This window comes from Pseudomonas sp. ACN8 (genome assembly GCF_002303925.1).
In the GTDB taxonomy this organism is placed as follows: domain Bacteria; phylum Pseudomonadota; class Gammaproteobacteria; order Pseudomonadales; family Pseudomonadaceae; genus Aquipseudomonas.
Map to the genome: position 1 here is coordinate 1 of NZ_MRCS01000067.1, position 23,779 is coordinate 23,779.

Here is a 23,779-nt window from a genome sequence, read left to right on the forward strand (position 1 = left end):
GAATGACAATGGCAAGGCGTTCAACCGGGCGTTGATCCGGGCGTTCAGTCGGTTGAAGTCGGGGTTGTGATTGGCTTTGGGTGTGTGTTGTTGGTAAGGACGCCTTCGCGAGCAGGCTCGCTCCCACCTTTAACCGAGTTCTGACATGGGAATGCGGTCGAATGTGGGAGCGAGCCTGCTCGCGATGAACGATAACGCGGTCTACCGCCCGGGCACCCGCCACAAATACCAGGAGGCCACCGTCCGGTAAGGGCTCCACGCCAACCCGATCTCGATCATCTGCTTGCGCGTCGGCTGCACCTCCAGGCCCTTGAGCCGTCGATAACCGTCACGCACGCCAAAGTCATCGGCTGGCAAAATGTCCGGCCGCTCCAGGCTGTAGATCAGCAGCATCTCCACGGTCCAGCGACCCACGCCGCGCAACGCGATCAACCGTTCGATCAGCGCTTCATCGTCCATGGCCAGCGCCGTGGCGTAATCCGGCACCACGCCGTCCAGCGACGCCTGGGCGATGCCTTGAATGGTCGCGATTTTGTTCGCGGAAAATCCGCAACTGCGCAGTCGGTCGAAATCCGTGGCGACGATCTGTTCAGGCCGGGGAAACGAAGCCGAACCGAACAGCGCCAGCAGCCGGCCGACAATCGCGTCGCCGGCCTTGGCGTGCAGTTGCTGATAGGCAATCGCCCGCACCAGCGACTCATACGGGTCACGGGCCGCATGGGGCTGGTGCAGGCACGGGCCGATGGCGTCGATGTGGCGGCGCCAGTCGTCATCGATGGCGGCCAGGAAGGCACTGGCCACCTGATAGGCGTCAGCCATGGGCTCAGGCATTCCCGGACGGTTTCAACAGGGCGTTCACTTCGCCATAGGTCAAGGCCTTCAGGTCGTGGGTATCGAACCGGCCGGTTTGTAGAAAGCTTTTGGAGATGCCGGCCATGGCGCCGTAGAGGAATTCGGCGATGCCTGAACCCGCGGTCAGGCGGCGTACGCCGAGTGCTTCAAGCGCTTCGGGCGACGGCAAGCCCGGGAACCCCAGCACATTCAATGGCAGCGAGGTGCCCTGGCACAGCGCCTTGATCTCGTACTCGGCGGTAACGCCAGCGGCAAACAGGCCATTGGCACCGGCTGCCTGATACAGTGCGGCGCGCTTGAGGGTTTCGGCGACGCGATCTTCGGCGGGCACCAGACCTCGCAGATAAACATCGGTGCGCGCATTGATAAACAGGTTCACGTTGCGTCGGTCGGCCACCTGACGGGCGACTTCAATCTTGCGTACCAGCAATTCCGGCGGTGAGGAACCGTCTTCGATGTTGATCCCGACCGCACCGGCGGCGATCACCGCGCCAACCACCTGGGCCACCCGCTCCAGGTCATCGGAATAACCGGCCTCGATGTCCACGGTCAGCGGCACGGAAATGACCCGGGCAATCGACTCGACCGTCGAAACCAGACGCTCAAGGGGCAGGGTGTTGCCGTCCGGATAACCATGCACCCAGGCCACCGCCGCGCTGCTGGTGGCCACGGCCTTGTTGCCCAGTTGCTCCACCAGCCGCGCACCGGCGGCATCGGCGACGTTGGTGAGAATCAGCAAACCCTCTTGATGCAGGTGGTGCAGTTGATTGTCGAGCCTGTCCATCGAGTTTCCTTCCTTATGAAAAACCTGTGGGGGGATCAGAACGCCAGTTGCTCTGTGAGCTGCACCGCGGCGTTTTCCAGCCTGAGCAGAAACGCTTTGCGCGGCTGGCCTCCAGCGTAGCCGGTCAACGAGCCGTCGGCGCCGATCACCCGGTGGCACGGCACGACAATCGATAAGCGGTTATGCCCATTGGCCAGGCCCACCGCGCGGCTGGCGCCGGGCTTGCCCAGCCTCGCCGCTATGGCGCCGTAGGTGGTGGTCCGGCCGTAGGGGATCTTCGCCAGTTCGGCCCAGACCTGGCGGGAGAACTCGCTGCCGGGCATGTGCAAGGCCACGCTGAACTCTGTGAGCGTGCCGGCGAAGTACGCGGACAACTGCTCTTCGATCTGCTGCAAATGCGCGTTGTGCCCCGGCGCCACGGCATAACCGAAACGGCTTTGCAGCGCTTCGACCGCAGGGCTCAGCGATGCCTGATCGAGAAACTCCAGCAGCACCAGTCCACGCCGTTCGGCCATGGCGATCATCGGCCCCAGCGGCGTGGTCAGGCGGGTGAACAGCAGCGGCTCGCTGTTGGCCGCGCGGCCCGGGGTGATGTGAAACGATTTCTGAAAGGCATCGCGAAATCCGCTCAGGGACTCGTAGCCCGAATCGAAGGCGACGTCATCGATGGAGCCGCCTTGTTTGATTCCGCCCAACGCCATGCCCAGGCGCCGGGCGCGCAGCCAGGCGTGGAAGGTCATGCCGAAGTGCTGCTTGAACCAGCGGCGCAGTTTCAGCGGTTCGATGCCTTCGGCCACTAGCTGGGCGTCGGTCCAGCGCTGTTCCGGGTCGGCGTCCACCGATTTGAACAGTGCTCGCACCCAGTCCGGCGCACTGGCGGCGGTGTCCAGTGGTTTGCAGCGCAGGCAGGCGCGATAGCCCGCCGCCTGGCATTGTTCGGCGCTGGCAAAGAACTCGACATTCTCAGGCTTCGGGCTGCGGGCGGTGCAACCGGGGCGGCAGAAAATGCCTGTGGTCTTGACCGCCGTGAAGAACACTCCCTCGTAGGAAGTGTCTCGCTCGAGCATGGCGCGCACCATCTCGGCACGGGGCGGAAGCAGCGTTTTTTGTAGGTTCATGGGCGCAGCATAGATCGCGGCATGGGCGACCTCCACCGGAGAATCGACAGTGAATTTCGTTGATTGCAGGCAGTACCCTGTGGGAGCGAGCCTGCTCGCGAAAGCGGAGTGTCAGTCACCTCGATATTGGATGACACGCCGCCTTCGCGAGCAGGCGCGCTCCCACACGGATTACCAACATTTCAGGCACGTCTGGCCATCAGCAATACCGACGCCGCAGCCGACAACAACCCGGCGCAGCAACGGTTGAACATCCGCTTGCCCGACGGTCTGGCGAACCAGCGGCGCATGTGCAGGCCCATGTAGGCGTAAGCGCCGATGGCAATCCATTCCAGCACCAGAAACAGCGCGCCCAACACCACGAACTGCGGCCCGATGGCGTGGGTCGAGTCGACGAACTGCGGCAGGAACGCGGTGAAAATCAGGATGGCCTTGGGGTTGCCGGCCGCGACCAGGAATTCCTGCCGGGCCAGTGCCAGCGTGCCCACAGGCGCTGAGGTCACCACGTTCTCTACACCCGGATCGGCGCGCCACAATTGCCAGGCGAGGTAGAACAGGTAGGCCGCGCCGAGGATCTTGATCGCGTAGAACAGCAGCTCGGAGGTTTGCAACACCACCGCCAGCCCCGCCGAGGCCAGGGCAATCATCCCGGCGAACGCTAGCAACCGGCCGATGCCGGCCACGCACGCGGTGCGGTAGCCATAGCGGGTCGAATTGCTGACCGACAGCAGGTTGTTGGGGCCGGGTGCCATGTTGAGTGCAAAGCAGGCCGGCAGGAACAGGGTGAGGGTGGCGAGGTCCATGGTGGGCTCCTGTAGCAAGAGCGCTATTTTTATCACGGCTCACCCTTGGCCAGACCCATACAGTCATGGGCGCAAACCACCGTACACAGGGCTATCTGGCGAACTTTTTCGCCCCGGCGACGCACAGGATCACGGCGACGGTGACACCCAGCATGCCTACGCTGACCTGTTCATGCAGCAGGGTGGCGGCCAGGGTCAGCCCGAAAAATGGCTGAAGCAGCTGCAATTGCCCGACGGCGGCGATGCCCCCTTGGGCGAGCCCGCGATACCAGAACACGAAACCGATCAGCATGCTGAACAGCGAAACGTAAGCCAGGCTGAACCAGGCCGGCGTACTGATGCCGGTGAACGAAGCCGGCATGCGCATCCAGCTGAGCACCGCCACGACCGGCAGCGACAGCACCAGCGCCCAGCTGATCACCTGCCAGCCACCCAGTGTGCGCGACAGCTTTGCGCCTTCGGCATAACCCAGACCGCAGGCGAGGATGGCCAGCAGCATCAGGATATCGCCCTGGGGGGAGGCGGTCAGCCCCTGGGACAGGGCAAACCCGACCACCAGCAGGCTGCCCAGCACCGAGAAAATCCAGAATGCCGCCCGTGGCCGCTCGCCGCCGCGCAGGACGCCGAACACCGCTGTCGCCAGGGGCAGCAGGCCGACGAAGACGATGGAGTGCGCGGACGTCACGTATTGCAGGGCTAGCGCGGTCAACAGGGGAAAACCGATGACCACGCCCAGGGCGACGATGATCAGCGGTATCAGTTGCTGGCGCGCCGGGCGTTTTTCCTTGAATAACCACAGCAGACACAGCGCCAGGACCGCCGCGATGGTCGCGCGCGCGACCGTCAGGAACACCGGATCGAACTCCAGCACCGCCACCCGTGTCGCCGGTAGCGAGCCGCTGAAGATCACCACGCCGATCAGGCCGTTGATCCAGCCGCTGGTGCTGTTTTCCAGCGTCCGGTGTTGCAGGTCCGAGGTCCGTTCCATTTGGCTCACGCTCATTGTCTGATTGCACGAAACTCATCGTATGAGCGACTATCGATACAATCAAAAAATTGTCATGGATACATCTCGACATGCCCAGATCCCGCTACAAGACCCTGGTGGATGCCTTTGCCGCCGACATCCGCTCCGGGCGTCTGCCGCCCGGCACGCGCCTGCCGACTCACCGGCAACTGGCCACGGAGCACGGTCTGGCGCTGGTCACCGCCAGCCGGGTGTATGCCGAGCTGGAGGGCATGGGCCTGGTCAGCGGCGAAACCGGACGCGGGACTTTTGTCAGGGAAACCTCGCTGCCGCCGGGGCAGGGCATCTCGCAGCACGTGGTGGCGGCGGGGATGATCGACCTGAATTTCAACTACCCGTCATTGCCCGGTCAGGCCGACCTGTTGCGCACGGCGTTGCGTCAACTGGCCTTGTCCGGTGACCTGGAATCGCTCCTGCGCTATCAGCCCCACGCGGGACGCCTGCACGAGCGAGCTTCGGTCGCGCGTCATCTGCTTGATCGCGGGCTGAGCGTGCCGGCCGAACAGGTGTTGATCGTCAGCGGCGCCCAACATGGCCTGGCGGTGGCGATGATGACGATGCTCAAGCCCGGTGATGTGATCGCCGCCGATGCGCTGACCTATCCCGGTTTCAAGACCCTGGCCGAAACCCTGTATCTGGAAGTCTTGCCGATTCCGGCCACCGATACCGGGCCTGATCTGCCTGCCCTGGAAAAGCTCTGCCGCAGCCGATCGGTACGGGCCGTCTACTCGATGCCGACCTTGCACAACCCTTTGGGCTGGGTGATGGACCTCGATCAGCGCGAGCAGTTGGTGGCGATTGCGCGCCGGCATGACTTGACGATCATCGAGGACGCCGCCTATGCGTTCCTGGCCGAAAACGTCCCGCCACCGCTGGCCGAGCTGGCGCCTGAGAGGACGGTGTACGTGTCCGGCCTGTCGAAGAATGTTGCCACCGGGTTGCGTGTCGGTTTCATCGCTGCGCCCGCGCAATGGGTCGCCGCCTTCGAGCGCACGATCATGGCGACCACCTGGAACACCCCCGGCGTGATGACCGCCATCGTCACGGCCTGGCTCGACGATGGCACCGTCAGCCAACTGGAGGCGCAAAAACGCGCGGACGCCCGAGCCCGGCAGGCCTTGGCCCGCGAGGTGCTGGCGGGGCTCAGAACCATCAGTCACCCGAATTCCTACTTCATCTGGCTGCCGTTGGCGGAAGACGCCCGGGCCGACCAGATCGCCATGGCGCTGATGCGCGAGCAGGTGTCGGTGTCGCCCGCCGAGCCCTTTGCGATTTCGGCTCATGTGCCGCACGCGATACGCCTGGCGTTGGGGTCGGTGGACATGGATTCGCTGCGCCTGGCCTTGGCCAAAGTGAAAAGTGTCGTGGGTTACTACTCATAGCTAGACAGGGGCGTTTTGTTCAATACGCGAGCCGGCGGGCTCATTACCTTGGGGACCTTGTTCAACTCGATGGAAGAAGGTGTGCAATGAGTCTGATGATATCCATGGCGGCGTTTGCGTTGGTCGCGTCCATCACGCCGGGGCCGGTGAATATCGTGGCGTTGAGCTCCGGCGCGCGCTTTGGCTTCAGGGCCAGCCAGCGTCACGTGGCCGGAGCCACGCTGGGGTTTGTCTTGCTGTTGGTGCTGATGGGATTGGGCCTGCATGAGCTGTTGCAACAGTGGCCGGCACTGACGCAGGTGGTGCAATGGGCGGGTGTCGCCTTCCTGTTGTACATGGCGTTCAAGCTGGCGGCTGACAATGGGCAGGTGCAGGCCAGTGAGTCGGCCCAGGCACCGTCGATGCTGTATGGCGCCATCATGCAATGGCTCAACCCGAAGGCCTGGCTGGCCTGCGTGGCCGGCATGGGCGCGTTCGTCGCCGATGGCGAGGCGCGCCTGGTCTGGCAGTTCGCCGCGATTTATCTGGTGATCTGTTATGTGTCGGTCGGTTGCTGGGCCTATGCCGGGACGTTTTTGCGGGGGTTTTTGAACAACCCGGCGGGGATGCGCCTGTTCAATCGCGCCATGGCGTTGTTGCTGGTGGTGAGTGCGGTGTATCTGGTGTTGCCGTAACGGCAATCTCGGCGGATTCAGCCCCGATACTGCCCCGGCGTTGCCGCCAAATGCTGTTTGAACGCCCGTTGAAAATGCGCCTGATCGGCGAACCCCGCCTCCAGTGCCACGTCCGCGATCAGCTTGCCGCTGCGCAATTGATCCTGGGCGAACTGGATGCGCCGGTTCACCAGGAACGCGTGGGGCGTCATGCCGTAATGCTGTTTGAAGGCGCGGATCAGGTAGGACGGCGACAATTGTGCCGCCTCGCATATGTCTTCGAGCCTGAGGGTTTGCGTGCAGTGGTCACGGATGTAGTCGGCCGCGCGCTCCAGCTTGAAGTTGGGTTCGCGCAGCGGCGGGTTGGCCGGGTTGAGTCGCAGCTGAACCTCGGTAAAGAACTCCACGGCCACGCTGTGTTTGCGCAGCACATCTTGCTGTGGATCGACCAGCACCTCATACAAACCCGCGAGGCCGGTAAACAGATGGGCGTCGCGGGTATGGGTCAGGGAAAAGCGGCGAAACGCCGCGTCATCGCTGAACCCGAGCTGATGCTGCAAATCGGTCAGCCACGGTGTGTCGACGTACAGCATAAGGTACGACCAGGGTTGGTCTTCGATCGGGTTGCAGGCGTGGACGTCGCCGGGGTTCATCAGCACCACCGTGCCGACGCTGACCTCGAATGCCGACTGCTCATGCAGATAAGTGCTGCGCCCGGCGGTGATCGCCCCGATGGAAAAGTGCTCGTGGGCGTGCCGGGTGTAGCAGACTTCGCGCCCGTCGGCGATGGAGCGGGCTTCGATGAAGGGCAGGGCATCATCGCGCCAGAAGCGCGGGGCCTGGTCGGCGTTTTTGGCAACGGCGTGCTTCATGCTCGCTCACTCCTCGGCAGGTCGATGCCCGAGTGTATTAGCTCTCGCCGTCAAAGGCTCGTTGCAGCGTGGCGATATCGAGTTTTTTCATCTGCATCATCGCCTGCATGGCCCGTTGCGATTTTTTCGTGTCGGGGTCTTTGATCATGTCCATCATCGCCACGGGGACGATCTGCCACGACAGCCCGAACTTGTCCTTGAGCCAGCCGCATTGCTGGGCTTCGGGCGCGCCACCGGCCGACAGGTTGCCCCAGTAATGATCGACTTCATCCTGTGTCAGGCAATTGACCTGAAACGAAACCGCTTCGCTGAACTTGAATAAAGGCCCGCCGTTGAGGCCGGTGAAACTCTGCCCGTCGAGCTCGAAGCTGACGGTCATGACCGAACCCTCGGGCCGGCCGTGGAACTCGAATCCGGCGTGGCCGTAATGGGTGATGGCAGTGATTTTCGAGTGGTCGAAGATCGAGCAATAGAACTTCGCCGCTTCTTCGGCCTGATCGTCGAACCACAGGCAGGGCGTGAGTTTTTGTACGCGTAGCATGGTGCCAGCTCCTCTGCAGGTAACGCATGTTCCGGACTTTTAGCGTAGTCAGCCTCTGGTCGTCTGGCCGTACCGTAGATCGAGAAAATTGCCGCAGGGTAGCGAGGGTGTAGTCAAAATGACTTTGAGTGGAGTCAAACAGACTATTTTGGCTGTGGGTCTTTATGACTCGTATATGCGCAAGTGCCTGGATCTAAAGGGGCAAAAAGCTGGCACGGGACTTGAAGAGGTAAAGCGCCTTCAGGAGTACGCACAATGTTCAACTTCTTCAGCAACCCTCGGAACGTTCTTCAATGGTCGAGCCGTATGCTCGGCGCGTATCGCCTGAACCAGTTCCCGGCTCGAGTGGTGGCTTGATGCGCCGGCTAGCCGTTGCACCGGTCTTCAGCCTGGGCTTTCGACCCTTCTTTCTGGGTGGGGCCGGGTTCGCGGCCCTTTCCATCGCGATCTGGGCCTTGTGGCTGTACGGCCGCTTGCCCGGAGCGCAACCGGTGGGCGGCATGCTCGCCTGGCATCGCCATGAAATGCCTTTCGGATTTACCACGGCCATCATTGCCGGGTTCCTGCTCACGGCGGTGCCCAACTGGACTGGTCGGCCTGGGCTCAAGGGCTGGCCGCTGATCGGCCTGGTGCTTATGTGGCTGCTGGGGCGACTGGCCTGGTGCCTGCCGATACCGGCACCCTTGCTGCTGGCCTTGCAGGTTCCGTTTCTGCCGCTGTTGGCGTGGGTGTTGGGGCGCGATCTGCTGGCTGCGGGCAAACGCGAGAATTATCCGATTCTGGTGATGGTGATGCTGCTGGCCGGGTGTCAGGCGTTGACGTTGTTGGGGTTCGCCGTTGATGACGCCAATCTGCAACGCCATGGCGTGCTGGCCGCCTTGTGGCTGGCGGGCGCGCTGATGAGCGTGATCGGCGGGCGGGTGATTCCGTTCTTTATCCAGCGCGGCTTGAACCGTCCCGCAACGCCTGCTGCCCATCCGTTGCCGGGCAAGGTGTTGCTGATCGGCGCCATGCTGGCGGCGCTGTCTTTTGCCGTCGGTTTGAATGACGTCCCACGGGTGTGGCTGGCGCTGTTGTTTGCGCTGATCAGCGGTTTGCATCTGCTGCGGTTGTGGCGCTGGCATGATCGCGGTCTGTGGCGCGTACCGCTGCTGTGGTCGCTGTATCTGGCTTATGCCTGGCTCGCGGTGGCAACGCTGGCCATGGCGCTGTGGCACCTGGGCTGGATGTCGCAACAAAGCCTGGCCACCCATTCGCTGGCCGTCGGCGGTATCGGCGGGTTGGTTCTGGCGATGATCGCGCGGGTCAGCCTGGGGCATACCGGGCGTTTGTTGCAGCCGTCCAAGGCGATCGTTGCGGGGTTTGCCCTGTTGTTGCTGGCGGGTGCGTGTCGAGTGTGGCTGGTGCCTTTTTCCGGTCAGGGTCTGGCGCTGTCGGCGTTGCTGTGGTGTAGCGCTTTTGGTGTTTTTGTCTGGCGCTACACCGGCATTTTATTGGGGCCGAGGCTCTAGCGAAGACCTTCAGGGCCGCCCTTCGAGGCGGCTTTTTCATGACCGGTGGTCGATGCGCCAAGGCCTGCCGGCAAATTTGCGCTTAGCTGAAGGGGTAACCCGAGGCGCGCGCAGGTTCTACAAGGCCGCAGCGACGCCCCTTCAGATCACCCTGAGTCTGAGGAACTGCGCCATGCTGACCCTGAACATCAATGGCCAGGATCAGGAGCTGGATGTCCCCGCCGACATGCCGCTGCTCTGGGTCTTGCGTGATGTCGCCCACCTCACCGGCACCAAATTCGGCTGTGGCATAGCCCAATGCGGCGCCTGCACCGTACACGTCGATGGCGCACCGCTGCGCTCGTGCATCACACCGGCCACGGCCGTGGCCCATGGGCAAAAGATTCTCACCATCGAAGGCCTTTCCGCAGACGGTTCGCACCCGGTGCAACAGGCCTGGGCGGAACTTGATGTGGTTCAGTGTGGCTACTGCCAGTCCGGGCAGATCATGTCGGCGGCGGCGTTGCTGGCGAAGATTCCAAAACCGACCGACAGCGACATCGATCAGGCGCTGTCCGGCAACATCTGCCGTTGCGGCACTTACCCGCGAATTCGCGCGGCGGTCAAACGCGCCGCCGAGCTGGGTTGAGGTGGCCATGAACAGCATCAATACGTTATCGCGTCGTGGTTTTCTCAAGGGCAGTGCCATGCTGGGCGGCGGGCTGGTAGTGGCGTTTGCCATGCCCGGTGCCCACCGTTTCGCCATGGGCGCGGAGAACCAGGGCAACGTGTTTGCGCCTAATGCCTTCCTGCGCATTGGCAACGACAACAGCGTCACCGTGTTGCTCGGCCACTCGGAAATGGGCCAGGGCATCTGGACCGGCCTGACCATGCTGATCGCCGAAGAACTGGATGCCGACTGGACGAAGATCCGTGTCGAGCATGCCCCGGCTTCGGCCGCCGATTACGGCCTGCCTGGCTTTGGCGGAATGCAGATCACCGGCGGCTCGACCTCGACCTGGATGGAGTTCGACCGCTATCGCCAGGCCGGCGCGGCGGCGCGCTTGATGTTGATCGACGCAGCGGCCAAGCGTTTCAACGTTGCGCCATCCGAGATCCGTACCGAATCGGGGATGGTCATTGCCGGTGAGCACCGTGCCACCTATGGCGAATTGGCCGATGACGCCGGGCAATTGCCTCGGCCGGACCCGGCCTCGATCACACTCAAGGACGCGAAAGACTGGCGGCTGATCGGCAAACCCACCAAGCGTCTGGACACGCCGGAAAAAATCACCGGCCGGGCGAAATTCGGCATGGACGTGCAGTTTGACGGGCTGATGACTGCGATGGTCGCCCGTTCGCCCACCTTCGGCGGCAGCGTCAAATCCTTTGAAGGTGCCGAGGCGCTGGCGATTCCGGGCGTGCACAAAGTGGTGCAAGTGCCGACCGGCATCGCGGTGATTGCCGATCATTTCTGGGCGGCGAAGCTGGGGCGCGATGCGCTGAAAATCGAGTGGAATCCGGGGCCGAACGCCGGGCTCGACAGCCAGGCGCTGTTGGAAAACTTCCGCAAACTCGCCACCACCCCCGGCATCAATGCCGGTCAGGCGGGGGATACCCAGGCGGCGCTGGCGAAAGCGACCAGGAAGATCGACGTTGAATACAGTGTGCCTTATCTGGCCCACGCGCCGATGGAACCGCTGAACTGCACAGTGAGCATCACCCAGGACAAATGCGAAATCTGGACCGGCACCCAGTTCCAGACCCTGGACCAGATGGTCGCCGGGAAAATCACCGGGCTCAAACCCGAACAGGTGGTGATCCATACCGAGTTTCTCGGCGGCGGCTTCGGGCGCCGGGCCAATCCGACGTCGGATTTCGTCAGCGAAGCGGTGTACGTTGCCAAGGCCGCCGGTGCACCGGTGAAAACCGTGTGGGCGCGGGAGGATGATATCCGCGGCGGCTATTACCGCTCGGCGTTCCTGCACCATGCGCGTATCGGGCTGGGTGCTGACGGCCTGCCGCTGGCCTGGAAGCATGTGATGGTCGGGCAGTCGATCATGGCCGGGACCTCGCTTGAAGCGACGATGGTCAAGGACGGCATCGACAAGACCTCCGTCGAAGGCGTGGCCGACAGCCCTTACTTCGAAGGCTTGGCCAATCACCAGATCGAACTGCACTCCCCGAAAACCGGTATCAGCGTGTTGTGGCTGCGTTCGGTGGGGCACACCCACACCGCGTTTGTCATGGAGTCGTTGATCGATGAGCTGGCCACGGCGGCCGGCAAGGATCCGGTGGAATACCGGCGCACCTTGCTCAAGGACCATCCGCGTCACCTCGGTGTGCTGAACCTCGCGGTGGAGAAGGCCAACTGGACGGCGCCGCTGCCGGACGGCCACGCCCTGGGTGTGGCGGTGCATGAATCGTTCGGCAGCTACGTGGCGCAGGTGGCCGAGGTGTCCCAGGACAACCTCGCCATCCGCGTGCACCGGGTGGTGTGTGCGGTGGACTGTGGCATTGCGGTGAACCCACAGAGCATCGCCGCGCAGATGGAGTCGGGCATCGCTTTTGGCCTGAGTTTCGCCTTGCACAGCAAACTGACGCTCAAGGACGGGCAGGTGGTGCAGTCCAACTATCATGACTATCAGGTGCTGCGGCTCAACGAAATGCCGGTGGTCGAAGTGCATATCATGCCCAGCAGCGACAAACCCGGCGGTATCGGCGAAACCGGTGTGCCACCCACGGCGCCGGCGGTGGCCAACGCGGTGTTTGCCTTGACCGGACAGCGCCTGCGGGAGCTGCCGTTGCAGCTGTCGGGGGTGTGAGATGAAACGACATCACTGGTTGCTTGGGGCGTTGATCCTGATCGTTCTCGTCGCCTACGCATCCCGTGTGTTCGCCGATGACCGCGAGGCCTTGCAGGCGTTCGACACTGTACAGAAGGTCTTCCAGAGTCCCCGTTGCCAGAACTGCCACATTCCCGGGGATTCGCCGCTGCAGTTCGATGCCGGCGTACCCCACGCCATGAATGTCGTGCGGGGCATGGACGGCAAGGGCTCGGCCGGGTTGCCCTGTGCGACGTGCCATGCGCAAAGCAATCCGCCGGCCAGTTACGGTCCCCACGCGCCACCCGGGGCGCCACACTGGAGCCTGCCACCGGCAGCGCAACGGATGGCCTGGATCGGCCTGCCCGCCGATCGGCTGTGCGCGATGATCAAGGATCGCTCCAGCAACGGCGATCGGGATTTCGCCGCGCTGATCAAGCACGTCAGCGACGACAAGCTGGTGCTGTGGGGCTGGAGCCCCGGCGGCAATCGCGCGCCGGTGCCGGTGCCCCACGATATCTTCGTCGCCCGGTTCAAAACCTGGGCCGATGCAGGAGGGCCGTGCCCGGTGGCGGGTAGCTGACCAGCGGCGCGCTTGAAGGGAGTCAATGCGGGTGTGGGCGACTCTAACGTACATACCTGCCAAGGAGTGAACGATGTTGATCTCAGGCAAAACGGGCAAATCGGGCCGATCAGCCAACCCGTTGCTCACGCCACAGCAAGAACGCGAACGGCTGCGCGAACTGGCTCTCCAGGCCGAGCGAGAACTGGCCGGCGTGCAGATGGCGAGCATGGACGAGCTGACGCTACTGTCCAATCGCCATGGTTTCACCGAGCTGGCCCGGCTCGGGCTGGACGCCTGTCGGGAACTGGGGACGTCGGCGACGCTGCTGTACTTCACCCTCGATGAATTCAAACTCATCTGCTATCTGTACGGTCGGGCCAAAGGTGACGATGCGCTCAGGACGTTCGCCGATGTCCTGCGGATCGGCTTTCGTGAAAACGATGTGATCGGACGTCTCGAAGGCGACCGGTTCGTGGCGTTGCTGACCGGTTCCAGCGCCGTGGAGATTGCGGCGATCAAGGTACGGCTCAATGAGATGCTCGATGAGCGCAATGCCACGGCGCATCGCAGTTATGACATTCGCTTCAGTGTTACCCAGGTCGAATATGACCCCGTTGTTCATGACTCAGTCGAGGAACTGCTGGAGGAGGCCGAGCGTGTGATGAACCGTTAGGGCGGTGTTGTGTTGGCGGGCCTCTTCTCGAGCAGGCTCGCTCCCACAGTGGATTTGTGGCGTTCACAAAACCTGTGGGAGCGAGCCTGCTCGCGATGGCGTACTGGCAGACAACACCTATTTGGCAAACAGTTGCCCAATGTCCTTGAACGCCTTGAACTCCAGCGCATTACCGCAAGGATCAAACAGAAACATCGTCGCCTGTTCACCCACCAGCCCCTGAAAACGAATCCCCGGCTCGATCACGAAGCGCGTCCCCAGCGACTTCAGCCGCTCGGCCAGAGCCTCCCATTCCGCCATCCCGAGCACCACGCCAAAATGCGGCACCGGCACATCGTGACCATCGACGGCATTGGTGTGTGCGGCTTCTTGTGAAGGACTTTTCGGTGCCAGGTGAATCACCAGTTGATGGCCGAAAAAATTGAAATCCACCCAGTGGTCGCTGGAACGACCTTCTTCCAGGCCAAACACTGAACCGTAGAAATGTCGGGCGGCCGGCAAGTCGTAGACCGGGATGGCCAAGTGAAAAGGGGACAGTCGCATCAGGCGAACCTCGGTGTGGGTGGGAATGTGTCGAGTTTAGTCCTGTGTTTTTTGATTGAAAGACGATAATTTTTGCAGTGAGCTCAAATTATTTCGATCAATCGAGGTCGCCATGCTGCGAGAACTGAAAACCTTTATCGCCGTGGCGCGTTACGGCACCTTCGCCGCGGCCGGCATGCACATCGGCCTGACGCAATCGGCGGTCAGCGCACAGATTCGCAACCTGGAACAGGCCCTGGGCATCCGTCTGTTCGACCGCACCGGTCGTCAGGCACTGCTCAATGCGGCGGGGCAGCGAGCGTTGCCGATGGCCAGGGAAATGCTCGAAACCTTCAGCCGCATGGCCGTCAGTGACGATGTCACCGAGTACCGTGGCGAACTGAAAATCGGCGCGGTGGCGACCGCCCAGACCGGGCTGCTGCCCCAGGCATTGTTGAAATTGCGCCAACAGGCGCCCTTGCTGGAGCCCAAGCTGGTGCCCGGTGTGTCATTAAACCTGCTGAGTCAGGTGGACACGGGGGAAGTGGACCTGGCGGTCCTGATCAAGCCGCCGTTTGAGTTGCCCAAGGAATTGTCCGCGCAGGTGATTCGCCGAGAGCCGTTCGTGCTGATCGTACCGACGGATCTGGACGGTGATGATCCGCTACAGCTGATTGCGGAGCACCCGCATGTGCGCTACGACCGCAATTCGTTCGGCGGGCGGCTGGTGACGCGGTTTCTGCGCGAACAGAAGATCGAGGTGCAGGTGGCGCTGGAGCTGGATGAGCTGGAGGCGATTGTGAAAATGGTCGAGTGTGGCTTGGGGATTTCTCTGCTGCCCGAGGCGGGGTTGTGGCTTGAGCATGGGGCCAGGGTGCGAGTCATCCCCTTGGGCGAGTTGACGTTCTATCGGGAGATTGTGTTGTTGCAGCGGTACAGCCAGCGAATGCAGCCGATTCAGCAGTTGTTTGCGCAATGCCTGACACAACACTAACCCTGTAGGAGCGAGCTTGCTCGCGAAGGTCGTCAACGATAACGCGCGCAGTCTGGATGAGCGCGGCGTGCCCGGGTTTTTCGCGAGCAAGCTCGCTCCTACAGGAGGACGGCATCGGCCGGAAATCGCAGGCATAAAAAACCCGCCAAAACAGGCGGGTTTTTTTTGGCTGACCGAAGATTACTCTTCGATGCTGCCCATGGCCGTGGTGTTGAAGCCACCGTCCACGTACATGATTTCACCGCTGATGCCGGACGCCAGGTCCGAGCACAGGAAGGCGCCGGCGTTGCCGACTTCGTCGATGGTGACGTTGCGGCGCAGCGGGGTTTGCGCTTCGTTGGCAGCCAGCATCTTGCGGAAGTTCTTGATGCCGGAAGCGGCGAGGGTGCGGATCGGGCCTGCCGATACGCAGTTGACGCGAGTACCGTCCGGGCCCAGGGAGCCGGCCAGGTAACGTACGCCGGCTTCCAGGGAAGCCTTGGCCATGCCCATCACGTTGTAGTTCGGCATGGTGCGCTCGGCGCCCAGGTACGACAGGGTCAGCAGGCTGCCGTTGCGGCCTTTCATCATTTCGCGGCCGGCCTTGGCCAGGGCCACGAAGCTGTAGGCGCTGATGTCGTGAGCGATGCGGAAACCTTCACGGGTGGTGGCTTCGGTGAAGTCGCCGTCCAGTTGGTCGCCCGGGGCGAAGCCCACGGAGTGCACGATGCAGTCCAGGCCGTCCCACTTCTTGCTCAGCGCTTCGAAGACCTTGGCGATTTCTTCATCGCTGGCCACGTCGCACGGGAAGCACAGCTCAGGGCTCGAACCCCAGCCTTGTGCGAACTCTTCGACACGACCCTTGAGTTTGTCGTTCTGATAAGTGAAGGCAAGCTCAGCGCCCTCGCGATGCATGGCGGCAGCGATGCCGGATGCGATGGACAGCTTGCTGGCGACACCGACGATCAGTACGCGCTTACCGGCGAGAAAACCCATGTGTTGCTCCTCTTTCAGGTTATTGCGCAGTGGCCGGAGCCAAAAAAGCGGCTTCCAGCAACTGCTGTGTATACGGATGTTGGGGGGCGGCAAAAATGCTTTGCGCGTCTCCCTGTTCGACCACTTGGCCATGCTTGACCACCATCAGCTGGTGGCTCAGCGCTTTCACCACAGCCAGGTCATGGCTGATAAACAGATACGTCAGGTTGTACTTGCTTTGCAGTGAACGCAAAAGCTCCACTACCTGGCGTTGTACCGTGCGGTCGAGGGCCGAAGTCGGCTCGTCCAGCAAAATCAACGCCGGTTTTAACACCAATGCCCGGGCAATGGCGATTCTCTGCCGTTGCCCGCCGGAAAATTCGTGGGGGTAGCGGTGCCGGGTTTCCGGATCCAGACCTACCTCCCTGAGTGCCGCAATGATCGCTTGTTCCTGTTCCGCCGCGGTGCCCATCTTGTGGATTCGCAGGCCTTCGCCCACGATGTCGTTCACGCACATCCGCGGGCTCAGGCTGCCGAACGGGTCCTGAAACACCACTTGCATCTCCCGCCGCAGCGGCCTGACCTGTTGTTGCGTCAGACCGTCCAGCGGCTGGCCTTCAAAGCGGATGGCGCCTTTGCTGGCGATCAACCGCAAAATCGCCAGGCCGAGGGTCGATTTGCCGGAACCGCTTTCTCCCACGATCCCCAGGGTCTGGCCCTGGGGCAGGCTGAAATTAATGCCGTCGACCGCCTTGATGTAATCCACCGTGCGCTTGAGCAGGCCTTTCTTGATCGGAAACCAGACTTTCAGGTCCTCGACCGCCAGCAAGGGCGGGCCGATCACGTTGCTTGCAGGCTTGCCACCAGGCTCCGCTGCCAGCAGTTCCCGAGTGTACGGATGCTGCGGCGCGCGGAACAGTTCTTCGCACGATGCCTGTTCGACGATGCAACCTTGCTGCATGACACATACGCGATGCGCAATTCTTCGCACAAGGTTCAAATCGTGGCTGATCAGCAACAACGCCATGCCCAAACGAGCCTGAAGTTCCTTGAGCAGTTCGAGGATTTTCAGCTGAACGGTCACGTCCAGCGCGGTGGTCGGCTCGTCGGCGATCAGCAGCTCCGGCTCGTTGGCCAGGGCCATGGCGATCATCACCCGCTGGCGCTGGCCGCCGGACAACTCGTGGGGCAGGGCCTTGAGGCGCTTGTGCGGCTCGGGGATGCCGACCATCTCCAGCAACTCCAGGGTGCGCTTGGTCGCGACCTTGCCGGTCAGGCCCTTGTGGATGCCCAGCACCTCATTGATCTGCTTCTCGATCGAGTGCAAGGGATTGAGCGAGGTCATCGGCTCCTGGAAGATCATCGCAATCCGGTTGCCGCGAATGTGGCGGATGGTTTTTTCTTTCAGATCCAGCAGGTTCTGCCCGGAATACAAGATGGTGCCGGACGGATGCCGCGCGAGCGGGTAGGGCAGCAGGCGCAGGATCGAATGTGCGGTGACCGATTTACCGGAACCGCTCTCGCCGACCAACGCCAGGGTTTCACCGCGCTTGATGTCGAAGCTGACGCCTTCGACCGCCCGCTGGCAGCGGTTGCCGATGACAAAGTCGACGGACAGGTCGCGCACTTCGATCAGATTGTTCTGATTCATTTCACTTCCTCGGGTCGAAGGCATCGCGAGCGGACTCGCCGATGAACACCAGCAGACTCAACATCAAGGCCAGCACGGCGAAGGCGCTGATGCCCAGCCACGGCGCCTGCAGGTTCGATTTGCCCTGGGCCACCAGTTCACCCAGGGACGGACTGCCCGCCGGCAGGCCGAAGCCGAGGAAGTCCAGGGCGGTCAGCGTACCGATGGCGCCGGTGAGGATGAACGGCATGAAGGTCATGGTCGAGACCATCGCGTTGGGCAGGATATGGCGGAACATGATCGCACCGTTCTGCATGCCCAGGGCGCGGGCGGCGCGTACGTATTCCAGATTGCGCCCGCGCAGGAATTCGGCGCGCACCACGTCCACCAGGCTCATCCATGAGAACAGCAGCATGATCCCCAGCAACCACCAGAAGTTGGGTTGCACGAAACTGGCCAGGATGATCAGCAGGTACAACACCGGCAGTCCGGACCATATCTCCAGGAACCGCTGCCCGGCCAGATCCACCCAGCCGCCGTAGAAACCCTGCAAGGCGCCGGCGATCACGCCGATGATCGAGCTCAGCACGGTCAGGGTCAGGGCGAACAGCACCGAAATGCGGAAGCCGTAGATCACCCGGGCCAACACGTCGCGGCCCTGATCGTCGGTGCCCAGCAGGTTGTCCGTCGAGGGCGGGGCTGGAGCGGGGACTTTCAGGTCGTAGTTGATGCTCTGGTAGCTGTAGGGAATCGGCGCCCACAGCACCCAGGCGTCCTTGGCCTTGAGCAGTTCGCGGATGTACGGGCTCTTGTAGTTGGCCTCCAGCGGAAACTCGCCGCCGAAGGTGGTTTCCGGGTAGCGTTTGAGTGCCGGGAAGTACCAGTTGTTGTCGTAGTGCACCGCCAGCGGCTTGTCGTTGGCGATCAGCTCGGCGCCCAGGCTTGCGCCGAACAGGATCAGGAACAGCCACAGCGACCACCAGCCACGCTTGTTGGTCTTGAACAGTTCGAAGCGTCGGCGATTGAGAGGGGACAGGTTCATCTCAATGCTCCCGGCTTTCGAAGTCGATGCGCGGATCGACAAGGGTGTAGGTGAGGTCGCCGATCAGTTTCACCACCAGTCCCAGCAGGGTGAAGATGAACAGCGTGCCGAACACCACCGGGTAATCGCGGTTGATCGCCGCCTCGAAACTCATCAGCCCGAGGCCGTCGAGGGAGAAGATCACCTCCACCAGCAACGAGCCGGTGAAGAAGATGCCGATGAGGGCCGCGGGGAAGCCGGCGATCACCAGCAACATGGCGTTGCGGAACACATGGCCGTAAAGCACGCGGTGGTTGGTCAGGCCCTTGGCCCTGGCGGTGATCACGTACTGTTTGTTGATCTCGTCGAGGAAGCTGTTCTTGGTCAGCAGGGTCATGGTCGCGAAGTTGCCGATCACCAGCGCTGTCACCGGCAGCGCCAGGTGCCAGAAGTAGTCGAGGATCTTGCCGCCCATGCTCAGTTCATCGAAGTTGTTCGAGGTCAGCCCGCGCAAGGGGAACCAGTCCAGGTAACTGCCGCCGGCGAACACCACGATCAACAGGATGGCGAACAGGAACGCCGGGATCGCATAACCGACGATGATCGCCGAACTGGTCCAGACGTCGAAGTGGCTGCCGTGCCGCTTGGCCTTGGCGATCCCCAGCGGGATCGACACCAGGTACATGATCAGCGTGCTCCACAGCCCGAGGGAGATCGACACCGGCATCTTTTCCTTGATCAGGTCGATGACCTTGGCGTCGCGGAAGAAGCTGTCGCCGAAATCCAGGGACGCATAGTTCTTGACCATGATCCACAGGCGTTCCGGCGCCGATTTGTCGAAGCCGTACATGTGCTCGATTTCCTTGATCAGCGCCGGGTCCAGGCCCTGGGCGCCGCGATAGGCCGAGCCTGCCACCGACACTTCGGCACCGCCGCCGGCGATGCGGCTGGTGGCGCCTTCGAAGCCTTCGAGCTTGGCGATCATCTGTTCCACCGGCCCGCCCGGGGCAGCCTGGATGATCACGAAGTTGATCAGCAGGATGCCGAACAGGGTCGGAATGATCAGCAACAGTCGCCGAAAAATGTACGCCAGCATCTGATTACTCCGTGCCCGCAGGATCGGCCTGCAGTGTGGTTTCGACTTCTATTGCCGGCTTGATATCGGGCTTGACCCACCAGGTGGCCGTGCCGATGTCGTACTTGGGCGAGACCTTGGGATGGCCGATGTGGTTCCAGTACGCCACGCGCCAGGTCTTGATGTGCCAGTTGGGTATTACGTAATAGCCCCATTGCAGCACCCGGTCCAGCGCCCGGGCGTGGGCCACCAGGTTGTTGCGCGAATCGGCGTTGATCAGTTGCTCGACCAGTTGATCGACCACCGGATCTTTCAGGCCCATGGAGTTGCGGCTGCCGGGCTTGTCGGCGGCATCCGACATCCAGAATTCCCGCTGTTCGTTACCCGGCGAGTTGGACTGCGGGAAGCTGCCGACGATCATGTCGAAGTCCCGGGAACGCACACGGTTGATGTACTGCGAGACGTCGACCCGGCGAATCACCAGGTCGATGCCCAGGTCGCTCAGGTTGCGCTTGAAGGGCAGCAGCACCCGTTCGAATTCGGTCTGGGCCAACAGGAACTCGATGACCACCGGCTTGCCGGCGGCGTCGACCATCTTGTCATCGACGATGCGCCAGCCGGCCTCCTGCAACAGTTGATAGGCTTGCCGTTGCTGGGCGCGGATCATGCCGCTGCCGTCGGTGGTCGGGTTCTGGAAGGCTTCGCTGAATACCTGCGGCGGCAGCTTGGCGCGGAACGGTTCGAGGATCGCCACCTGATCGGCGTCAGGCAGGCCGGTGGCGGCCATTTCCGAGTTCTCGAAGTAACTGCGGGTACGCGCGTAGGCGCCGTTGAACAGTTGCTTGTTGGTCCATTCGAAATCCAGCAACAGCGACAAGGCCTGGCGCACGCGCACATCCTGGAACACCGGGCGGCGCAGATTGAACACGAAGCCTTGCATGCCGGTCGGGTTGCCATTGGGGATCTGTTCCTTGACCAATCGACCTTCGGTGACCGCCGGCGTGTTATAGGCGTTGGCCCAGTTCTTCGCGGTCATTTCCAGCCAGTAGTCGAACTGCCCGGCCTTGAGCGCTTCCAGAGCCACGGTGTTGTCGCGGTAGTAATCGGTGGTCATCACGTCGAAGTTGTAGAAGCCGCGATTGACCGGCAAGTCCTTGCCCCAGTAGTCCTTGACCCGCTCGTAACGCACCGAGCGTCCGGCCTTCACTTCACTGACCTTGTACGGGCCGCTGCCCAGCGGGATTTCCAGGTTGCCCTTGTTGAAGTCGCGGTCGGCCCACCAGTGCTTGGGCAGCACCGGCAACTGGCCGAGGATCAGCGGCAGTTCGCGGTTGTTGGTGTGCTTGAACTTGAACAGCACGGTGAGCGGGTCTTCGGCGATCACTTCGGCCACGTCGTTGTAGTAACCGCGGTACATCGGCGCGCCGTCCCTGGTCAGCATCTGGAAGCTGAACACCACGTCCTCGGCGCGTACGGGATGGCCGTCATGGAAGCGTGCTTCGGGGCGCAGGTAGAAGCGCACCCAGGCGTTGTCCGGGGCTTTTTCGATCAGTCGGGCGATCAAGCCGTACTCGGTGAACGGCTCGTCCAGGCCTTGCTTGGCCAGGGTGTCGTAGATGTTGCCGATATCGTCCGCCGGCACGCCTTTGCTGATGAAGGGGTTGAGGCTGTCGAAGCCGCCGAAACCGGCCTGACGGAAAATCCCGCCCTTGGGCGCATCCGGGTTGACGTAGTCGAAGTGTTTGAAATCGGCCGGGTATTTCGGCGGTTCGTTGTACAGGGTCACGGCATGTTGCGGGGCGGCGCAGGCCAGCCCGGCGAACAGCAGACCGCTGGCCTGCAGGAGCAGGGCACGGATGGGTTTCATCGATCTTTCTCCGAAGATTTCAGCCACCACGCGTTCAGGCCCAGGGTGTAGGGCGGCGTGGTGACGAAGGCGAGCCGGTTGCGGTACGCCAGACGGTGATTATTGAGGTACCAGTTGGGCACGATGTAGTGCTGCCACAGCAGCACGCGGTCGAGGGCCTTGCCGGCGGCGACCTGTTCATCGCGGGTCTGGGCGGCCAGCAACTGCTCGAGCAAATGGTCGACCACCGGGTTGGCAATGCCGGCGTAGTTCTTGCTGCCCTTGACCCCGGCCTGACTGGAGTGAAAGTACTGCCATTGTTCCAGGCCCGGGCTGAGCGTCTGGTTGAGGGTCATCAGAATCATGTCGAAATCGAACTGGTCGAGGCGCTGCTTGTATTGCGCGCGATCGACCGTGCGCAGCCGCGCATCGATGCCGATGCCGGCCAGTGTCTCGACGTAAGGCTGGAGGATGCGTTCCAGGTTCGGGTTGACCAGCAGCAGCTCCAGTCGCAAGGGCTGTCCGGCGGCGTTCTGCAGGCGCTGGCCATTGAGCTTCCAGCCGGCCTCGCCGAGCAGGCCGAGGGCTTTGCGCAAGGTTTCCCGGGGGATGCCGCGGCCATCGGTCTGCGGCAGGCTGAACGGCTCGGTAAAGAGCCTGGCCGGCAGTTGCTCGCGATAGGGCTTGAGCAACAGCCATTCATGCCCGACCGGCAAACCGCTGGCCGAGAATTCGCTGTTGGGGTAATAGCTCATGGCGCGTTGGTAGGCGCCGCCGAACAGGGTGCGGTTGGTCCATTCAAAGTTGAACATCAGCCCCAGGGCTTCACGGACCCTGGTGTCCGAGAACGCCGGACGGCGGCTGTTCATGAACAGGCCTTGGGTCTGGGTCGGGATCTGATGGGGAATCTGTGCCTTGATCACCTCGCCGCGGCGTATGGCGGGGAAGTTGTAGCCGGTGTCCCAGTTCTTCGCCTGATGCTCGATATAGATATCGAATTCACCGGCCTTGAACGCCTCGAACGCTACGTCGCTGTCGCGGTAGAACTCGACTTCCATGCGGTCGAAGTTGTACTTGCCACGATTGACCGGCAGGTCCTTGCCCCAGTAATCCTTGACCCGTTCGAAGACGATCTGCCGCCCTGGCGTGGCCGAGGCGATGCGATACGGCCCGCTGCCCAGTGGCGGCTCGAAAGTGGTGGCCTTGAAGTCGCGGCCTTTCCAGTAGTGTTGCGCCAGCACCGGCATTTCACCCAGGCGCAGGATCAACAACGGATTGCCCGTACGCTTGAACACGAAACGAATCCGCCGGGGGTTGAGGATGTCGACCCGCGACACTTCCTGAAGGCTGGTGCGGTACAGCGGATGGCCTTCCTTGAGCAACACGCGATAGGAGAACGCGACGTCGTAGGCGGTGATCGGCGTGCCGTCATGGAAGCGTGCTTCGGGACGCAGGTTGAACACCACCCAGCTGCGGTTCTCGTTGTACTCCACCGACTGGGCGATCAGGCCATAACTGGATGCGGGCTCGTCACCCGAGGGTGCGTATTGCCCTGTGCCGACCATCAGCGGTTCGTTGAGTTCGTTGATGCCGTATTGCAGGAAGCTCGGTGTGGTGACCGGGCTGGTGCCCTTGAAGGTGTAGGGGTTGAGCGTATCGAAGGTGCCAAACGCCATGACCCGCAACGTACCGCCCTTGGGCGCTTGCGGGTTGACCCAGTCGAAGTGGGTAAATCGGGCCGGGTACTTGAGCGTGCCGAATTGCGCATAACCATGGCTTTCGCTGATCGTCGCGCTTGCGGTGGAACTCAAGGCCAGGCTGATCAGGAACAGGGGCAGGGGACGCTTCAAATAAGGGATCCGGTCCGGGCGGCTTGGGCATTGTGCACCGTACAGTAACAGCTTGTATGGACAGGAAAAAGACGGGAGATTAATGCGCGGTATCGGCCAAGCAACAATCCCTGTGGGAGCGAGCCTGCTCGCGATGACGGCGTGTCAGTCGCCATCAATGCAAACTGATAAGCCCTCATCGCGAGCAGGCTCGCTCCCACAGGTTTTTGTGCTGCCCACAAAACTGTGAAGGCATAAAAAAGCCCCTGGATTCAGGGGCTGTTTTTAATGCGGATTGGCCACCGTCAACATCTGGCCAGGCT

General features: G+C 62.2%; 22 protein-coding genes. 8 read left to right on the forward strand and 14 right to left on the reverse strand.

Annotated elements, in window-relative coordinates:
- Positions 1 to 201: 201 nt before the first annotated feature.
- From BSF44_RS26885 to BSF44_RS26905, 5 genes are all read right to left on the reverse strand, one after another.
- Positions 202 to 819, reverse strand: a complete 618-nt coding sequence (locus tag BSF44_RS26885) for a DNA-3-methyladenine glycosylase (RefSeq protein WP_095946055.1) — start codon at positions 817 to 819, stop codon at positions 202 to 204.
- A 4-nt stretch (positions 820 to 823) separates the two neighbouring features.
- Positions 824 to 1,636, reverse strand: a complete 813-nt coding sequence (locus BSF44_RS26890) for an isocitrate lyase/phosphoenolpyruvate mutase family protein (RefSeq protein ID WP_095946056.1) — start codon at positions 1,634 to 1,636, stop codon at positions 824 to 826.
- 35 nt (positions 1,637 to 1,671) lie between these two features.
- Positions 1,672 to 2,754: a bifunctional transcriptional activator/DNA repair enzyme AdaA gene (locus BSF44_RS26895; protein ID WP_095946057.1), complete on the reverse strand. Its 1,083-nt coding sequence runs from the start codon at positions 2,752 to 2,754 to the stop codon at positions 1,672 to 1,674.
- Positions 2,755 to 2,936: 182 nt separating this feature from the next.
- Positions 2,937 to 3,557, reverse strand: a complete 621-nt coding sequence (locus BSF44_RS26900) for a LysE family translocator (protein ID WP_095946058.1) — start codon at positions 3,555 to 3,557, stop codon at positions 2,937 to 2,939.
- A 91-nt stretch (positions 3,558 to 3,648) separates the two neighbouring features.
- Positions 3,649 to 4,545: a DMT family transporter gene (locus tag BSF44_RS26905; RefSeq protein WP_095946059.1), complete on the reverse strand. Its 897-nt coding sequence runs from the start codon at positions 4,543 to 4,545 to the stop codon at positions 3,649 to 3,651.
- Positions 4,546 to 4,634: 89 nt separating this feature from the next.
- Between BSF44_RS26905 and BSF44_RS26910 the strand changes: the two genes are divergently transcribed.
- Positions 4,635 to 5,966 carry a PLP-dependent aminotransferase family protein gene (locus tag BSF44_RS26910; RefSeq protein ID WP_095946060.1) on the forward strand — a complete coding sequence of 444 codons (1,332 nt, stop codon included), beginning with the start codon at positions 4,635 to 4,637 and terminating at the stop codon, positions 5,964 to 5,966.
- A gap of 86 nt (positions 5,967 to 6,052) precedes the next feature.
- The gene (locus tag BSF44_RS26915; RefSeq protein ID WP_095946061.1) at positions 6,053 to 6,640 is read left to right on the forward strand and encodes a LysE family translocator; all 588 of its coding nucleotides are present in this window, start codon (positions 6,053 to 6,055) and stop codon (positions 6,638 to 6,640) included.
- Between the two features lie 17 nt (positions 6,641 to 6,657).
- Here BSF44_RS26915 and BSF44_RS26920 read toward each other — a convergent pair whose 3' ends face one another.
- Together BSF44_RS26920 and BSF44_RS26925 are read right to left on the reverse strand one after the other, a co-directional pair.
- Positions 6,658 to 7,491: an AraC family transcriptional regulator gene (locus tag BSF44_RS26920; RefSeq protein ID WP_095946062.1), complete on the reverse strand. Its 834-nt coding sequence runs from the start codon at positions 7,489 to 7,491 to the stop codon at positions 6,658 to 6,660.
- 37 nt (positions 7,492 to 7,528) lie between these two features.
- Positions 7,529 to 8,032: a VOC family protein gene (locus BSF44_RS26925; RefSeq protein WP_095946063.1), complete on the reverse strand. Its 504-nt coding sequence runs from the start codon at positions 8,030 to 8,032 to the stop codon at positions 7,529 to 7,531.
- A gap of 356 nt (positions 8,033 to 8,388) precedes the next feature.
- Between BSF44_RS26925 and BSF44_RS26930 the strand changes: the two genes are divergently transcribed.
- The 5 genes from BSF44_RS26930 (at position 8,389) to BSF44_RS26950 (ending at position 13,585) form a co-directional block, all read left to right on the forward strand.
- Positions 8,389 to 9,543: an NnrS family protein gene (locus BSF44_RS26930; protein ID WP_095946064.1), complete on the forward strand. Its 1,155-nt coding sequence runs from the start codon at positions 8,389 to 8,391 to the stop codon at positions 9,541 to 9,543.
- A gap of 172 nt (positions 9,544 to 9,715) precedes the next feature.
- Entirely contained in the window at positions 9,716 to 10,171 is a 456-nt protein-coding gene (locus BSF44_RS26935) for a (2Fe-2S)-binding protein (protein WP_057715045.1), read from the forward strand.
- 7 nt (positions 10,172 to 10,178) lie between these two features.
- Positions 10,179 to 12,347, forward strand: a complete 2,169-nt coding sequence (locus tag BSF44_RS26940) for a xanthine dehydrogenase family protein molybdopterin-binding subunit (protein WP_095946065.1) — start codon at positions 10,179 to 10,181, stop codon at positions 12,345 to 12,347.
- A gap of 1 nt (position 12,348) precedes the next feature.
- Complete coding sequence (locus BSF44_RS26945; RefSeq protein WP_095946066.1) at positions 12,349 to 12,930, forward strand: hypothetical protein; 582 nt, start codon at positions 12,349 to 12,351, stop codon at positions 12,928 to 12,930.
- A 73-nt stretch (positions 12,931 to 13,003) separates the two neighbouring features.
- Positions 13,004 to 13,585 (forward strand): GGDEF domain-containing protein, encoded by a 582-nt coding sequence (locus BSF44_RS26950; protein WP_095946067.1) that lies wholly within the window; start codon positions 13,004 to 13,006, stop codon positions 13,583 to 13,585.
- A gap of 117 nt (positions 13,586 to 13,702) precedes the next feature.
- Here the strand turns inward: BSF44_RS26950 and BSF44_RS26955 are convergent, their stop codons facing one another.
- Positions 13,703 to 14,128, reverse strand: a complete 426-nt coding sequence (locus tag BSF44_RS26955) for a VOC family protein (protein WP_095946068.1) — start codon at positions 14,126 to 14,128, stop codon at positions 13,703 to 13,705.
- 112 nt (positions 14,129 to 14,240) lie between these two features.
- Here BSF44_RS26955 and BSF44_RS26960 point away from each other — a divergent pair, with 112 nt between their 5' ends.
- Positions 14,241 to 15,101, forward strand: a complete 861-nt coding sequence (locus BSF44_RS26960) for a LysR family transcriptional regulator (protein WP_095946069.1) — start codon at positions 14,241 to 14,243, stop codon at positions 15,099 to 15,101.
- Between the two features lie 180 nt (positions 15,102 to 15,281).
- Here BSF44_RS26960 and fabI read toward each other — a convergent pair whose 3' ends face one another.
- From fabI to BSF44_RS26990, 6 genes are read right to left on the reverse strand one after another with little or no spacing between them, the layout of a single operon-like run.
- Positions 15,282 to 16,076 (reverse strand): enoyl-ACP reductase FabI, encoded by a 795-nt coding sequence (gene fabI / locus BSF44_RS26965; protein WP_095146575.1) that lies wholly within the window; start codon positions 16,074 to 16,076, stop codon positions 15,282 to 15,284.
- Positions 16,077 to 16,095: 19 nt separating this feature from the next.
- Positions 16,096 to 17,706, reverse strand: coding sequence for an ABC transporter ATP-binding protein (locus tag BSF44_RS26970; protein ID WP_095946070.1), 1,611 nt, complete (start codon positions 17,704 to 17,706; stop codon positions 16,096 to 16,098).
- A gap of 1 nt (position 17,707) precedes the next feature.
- Entirely contained in the window at positions 17,708 to 18,727 is a 1,020-nt protein-coding gene (locus BSF44_RS26975) for an ABC transporter permease (RefSeq protein ID WP_095946071.1), read from the reverse strand.
- A 1-nt stretch (position 18,728) separates the two neighbouring features.
- Positions 18,729 to 19,802 carry a microcin C ABC transporter permease YejB gene (locus BSF44_RS26980; RefSeq protein WP_095946072.1) on the reverse strand — a complete coding sequence of 358 codons (1,074 nt, stop codon included), beginning with the start codon at positions 19,800 to 19,802 and terminating at the stop codon, positions 18,729 to 18,731.
- Between the two features lie 4 nt (positions 19,803 to 19,806).
- The gene (locus tag BSF44_RS26985; RefSeq protein WP_095946073.1) at positions 19,807 to 21,648 is read right to left on the reverse strand and encodes an extracellular solute-binding protein; all 1,842 of its coding nucleotides are present in this window, start codon (positions 21,646 to 21,648) and stop codon (positions 19,807 to 19,809) included.
- Entirely contained in the window at positions 21,645 to 23,465 is a 1,821-nt protein-coding gene (locus BSF44_RS26990; protein ID WP_371918299.1) for an extracellular solute-binding protein, read from the reverse strand. Before BSF44_RS26990 ends, BSF44_RS26985 begins: the two co-directional genes overlap by 4 nt.
- Between the last annotated feature and the right edge of the window lie 314 nt (positions 23,466 to 23,779).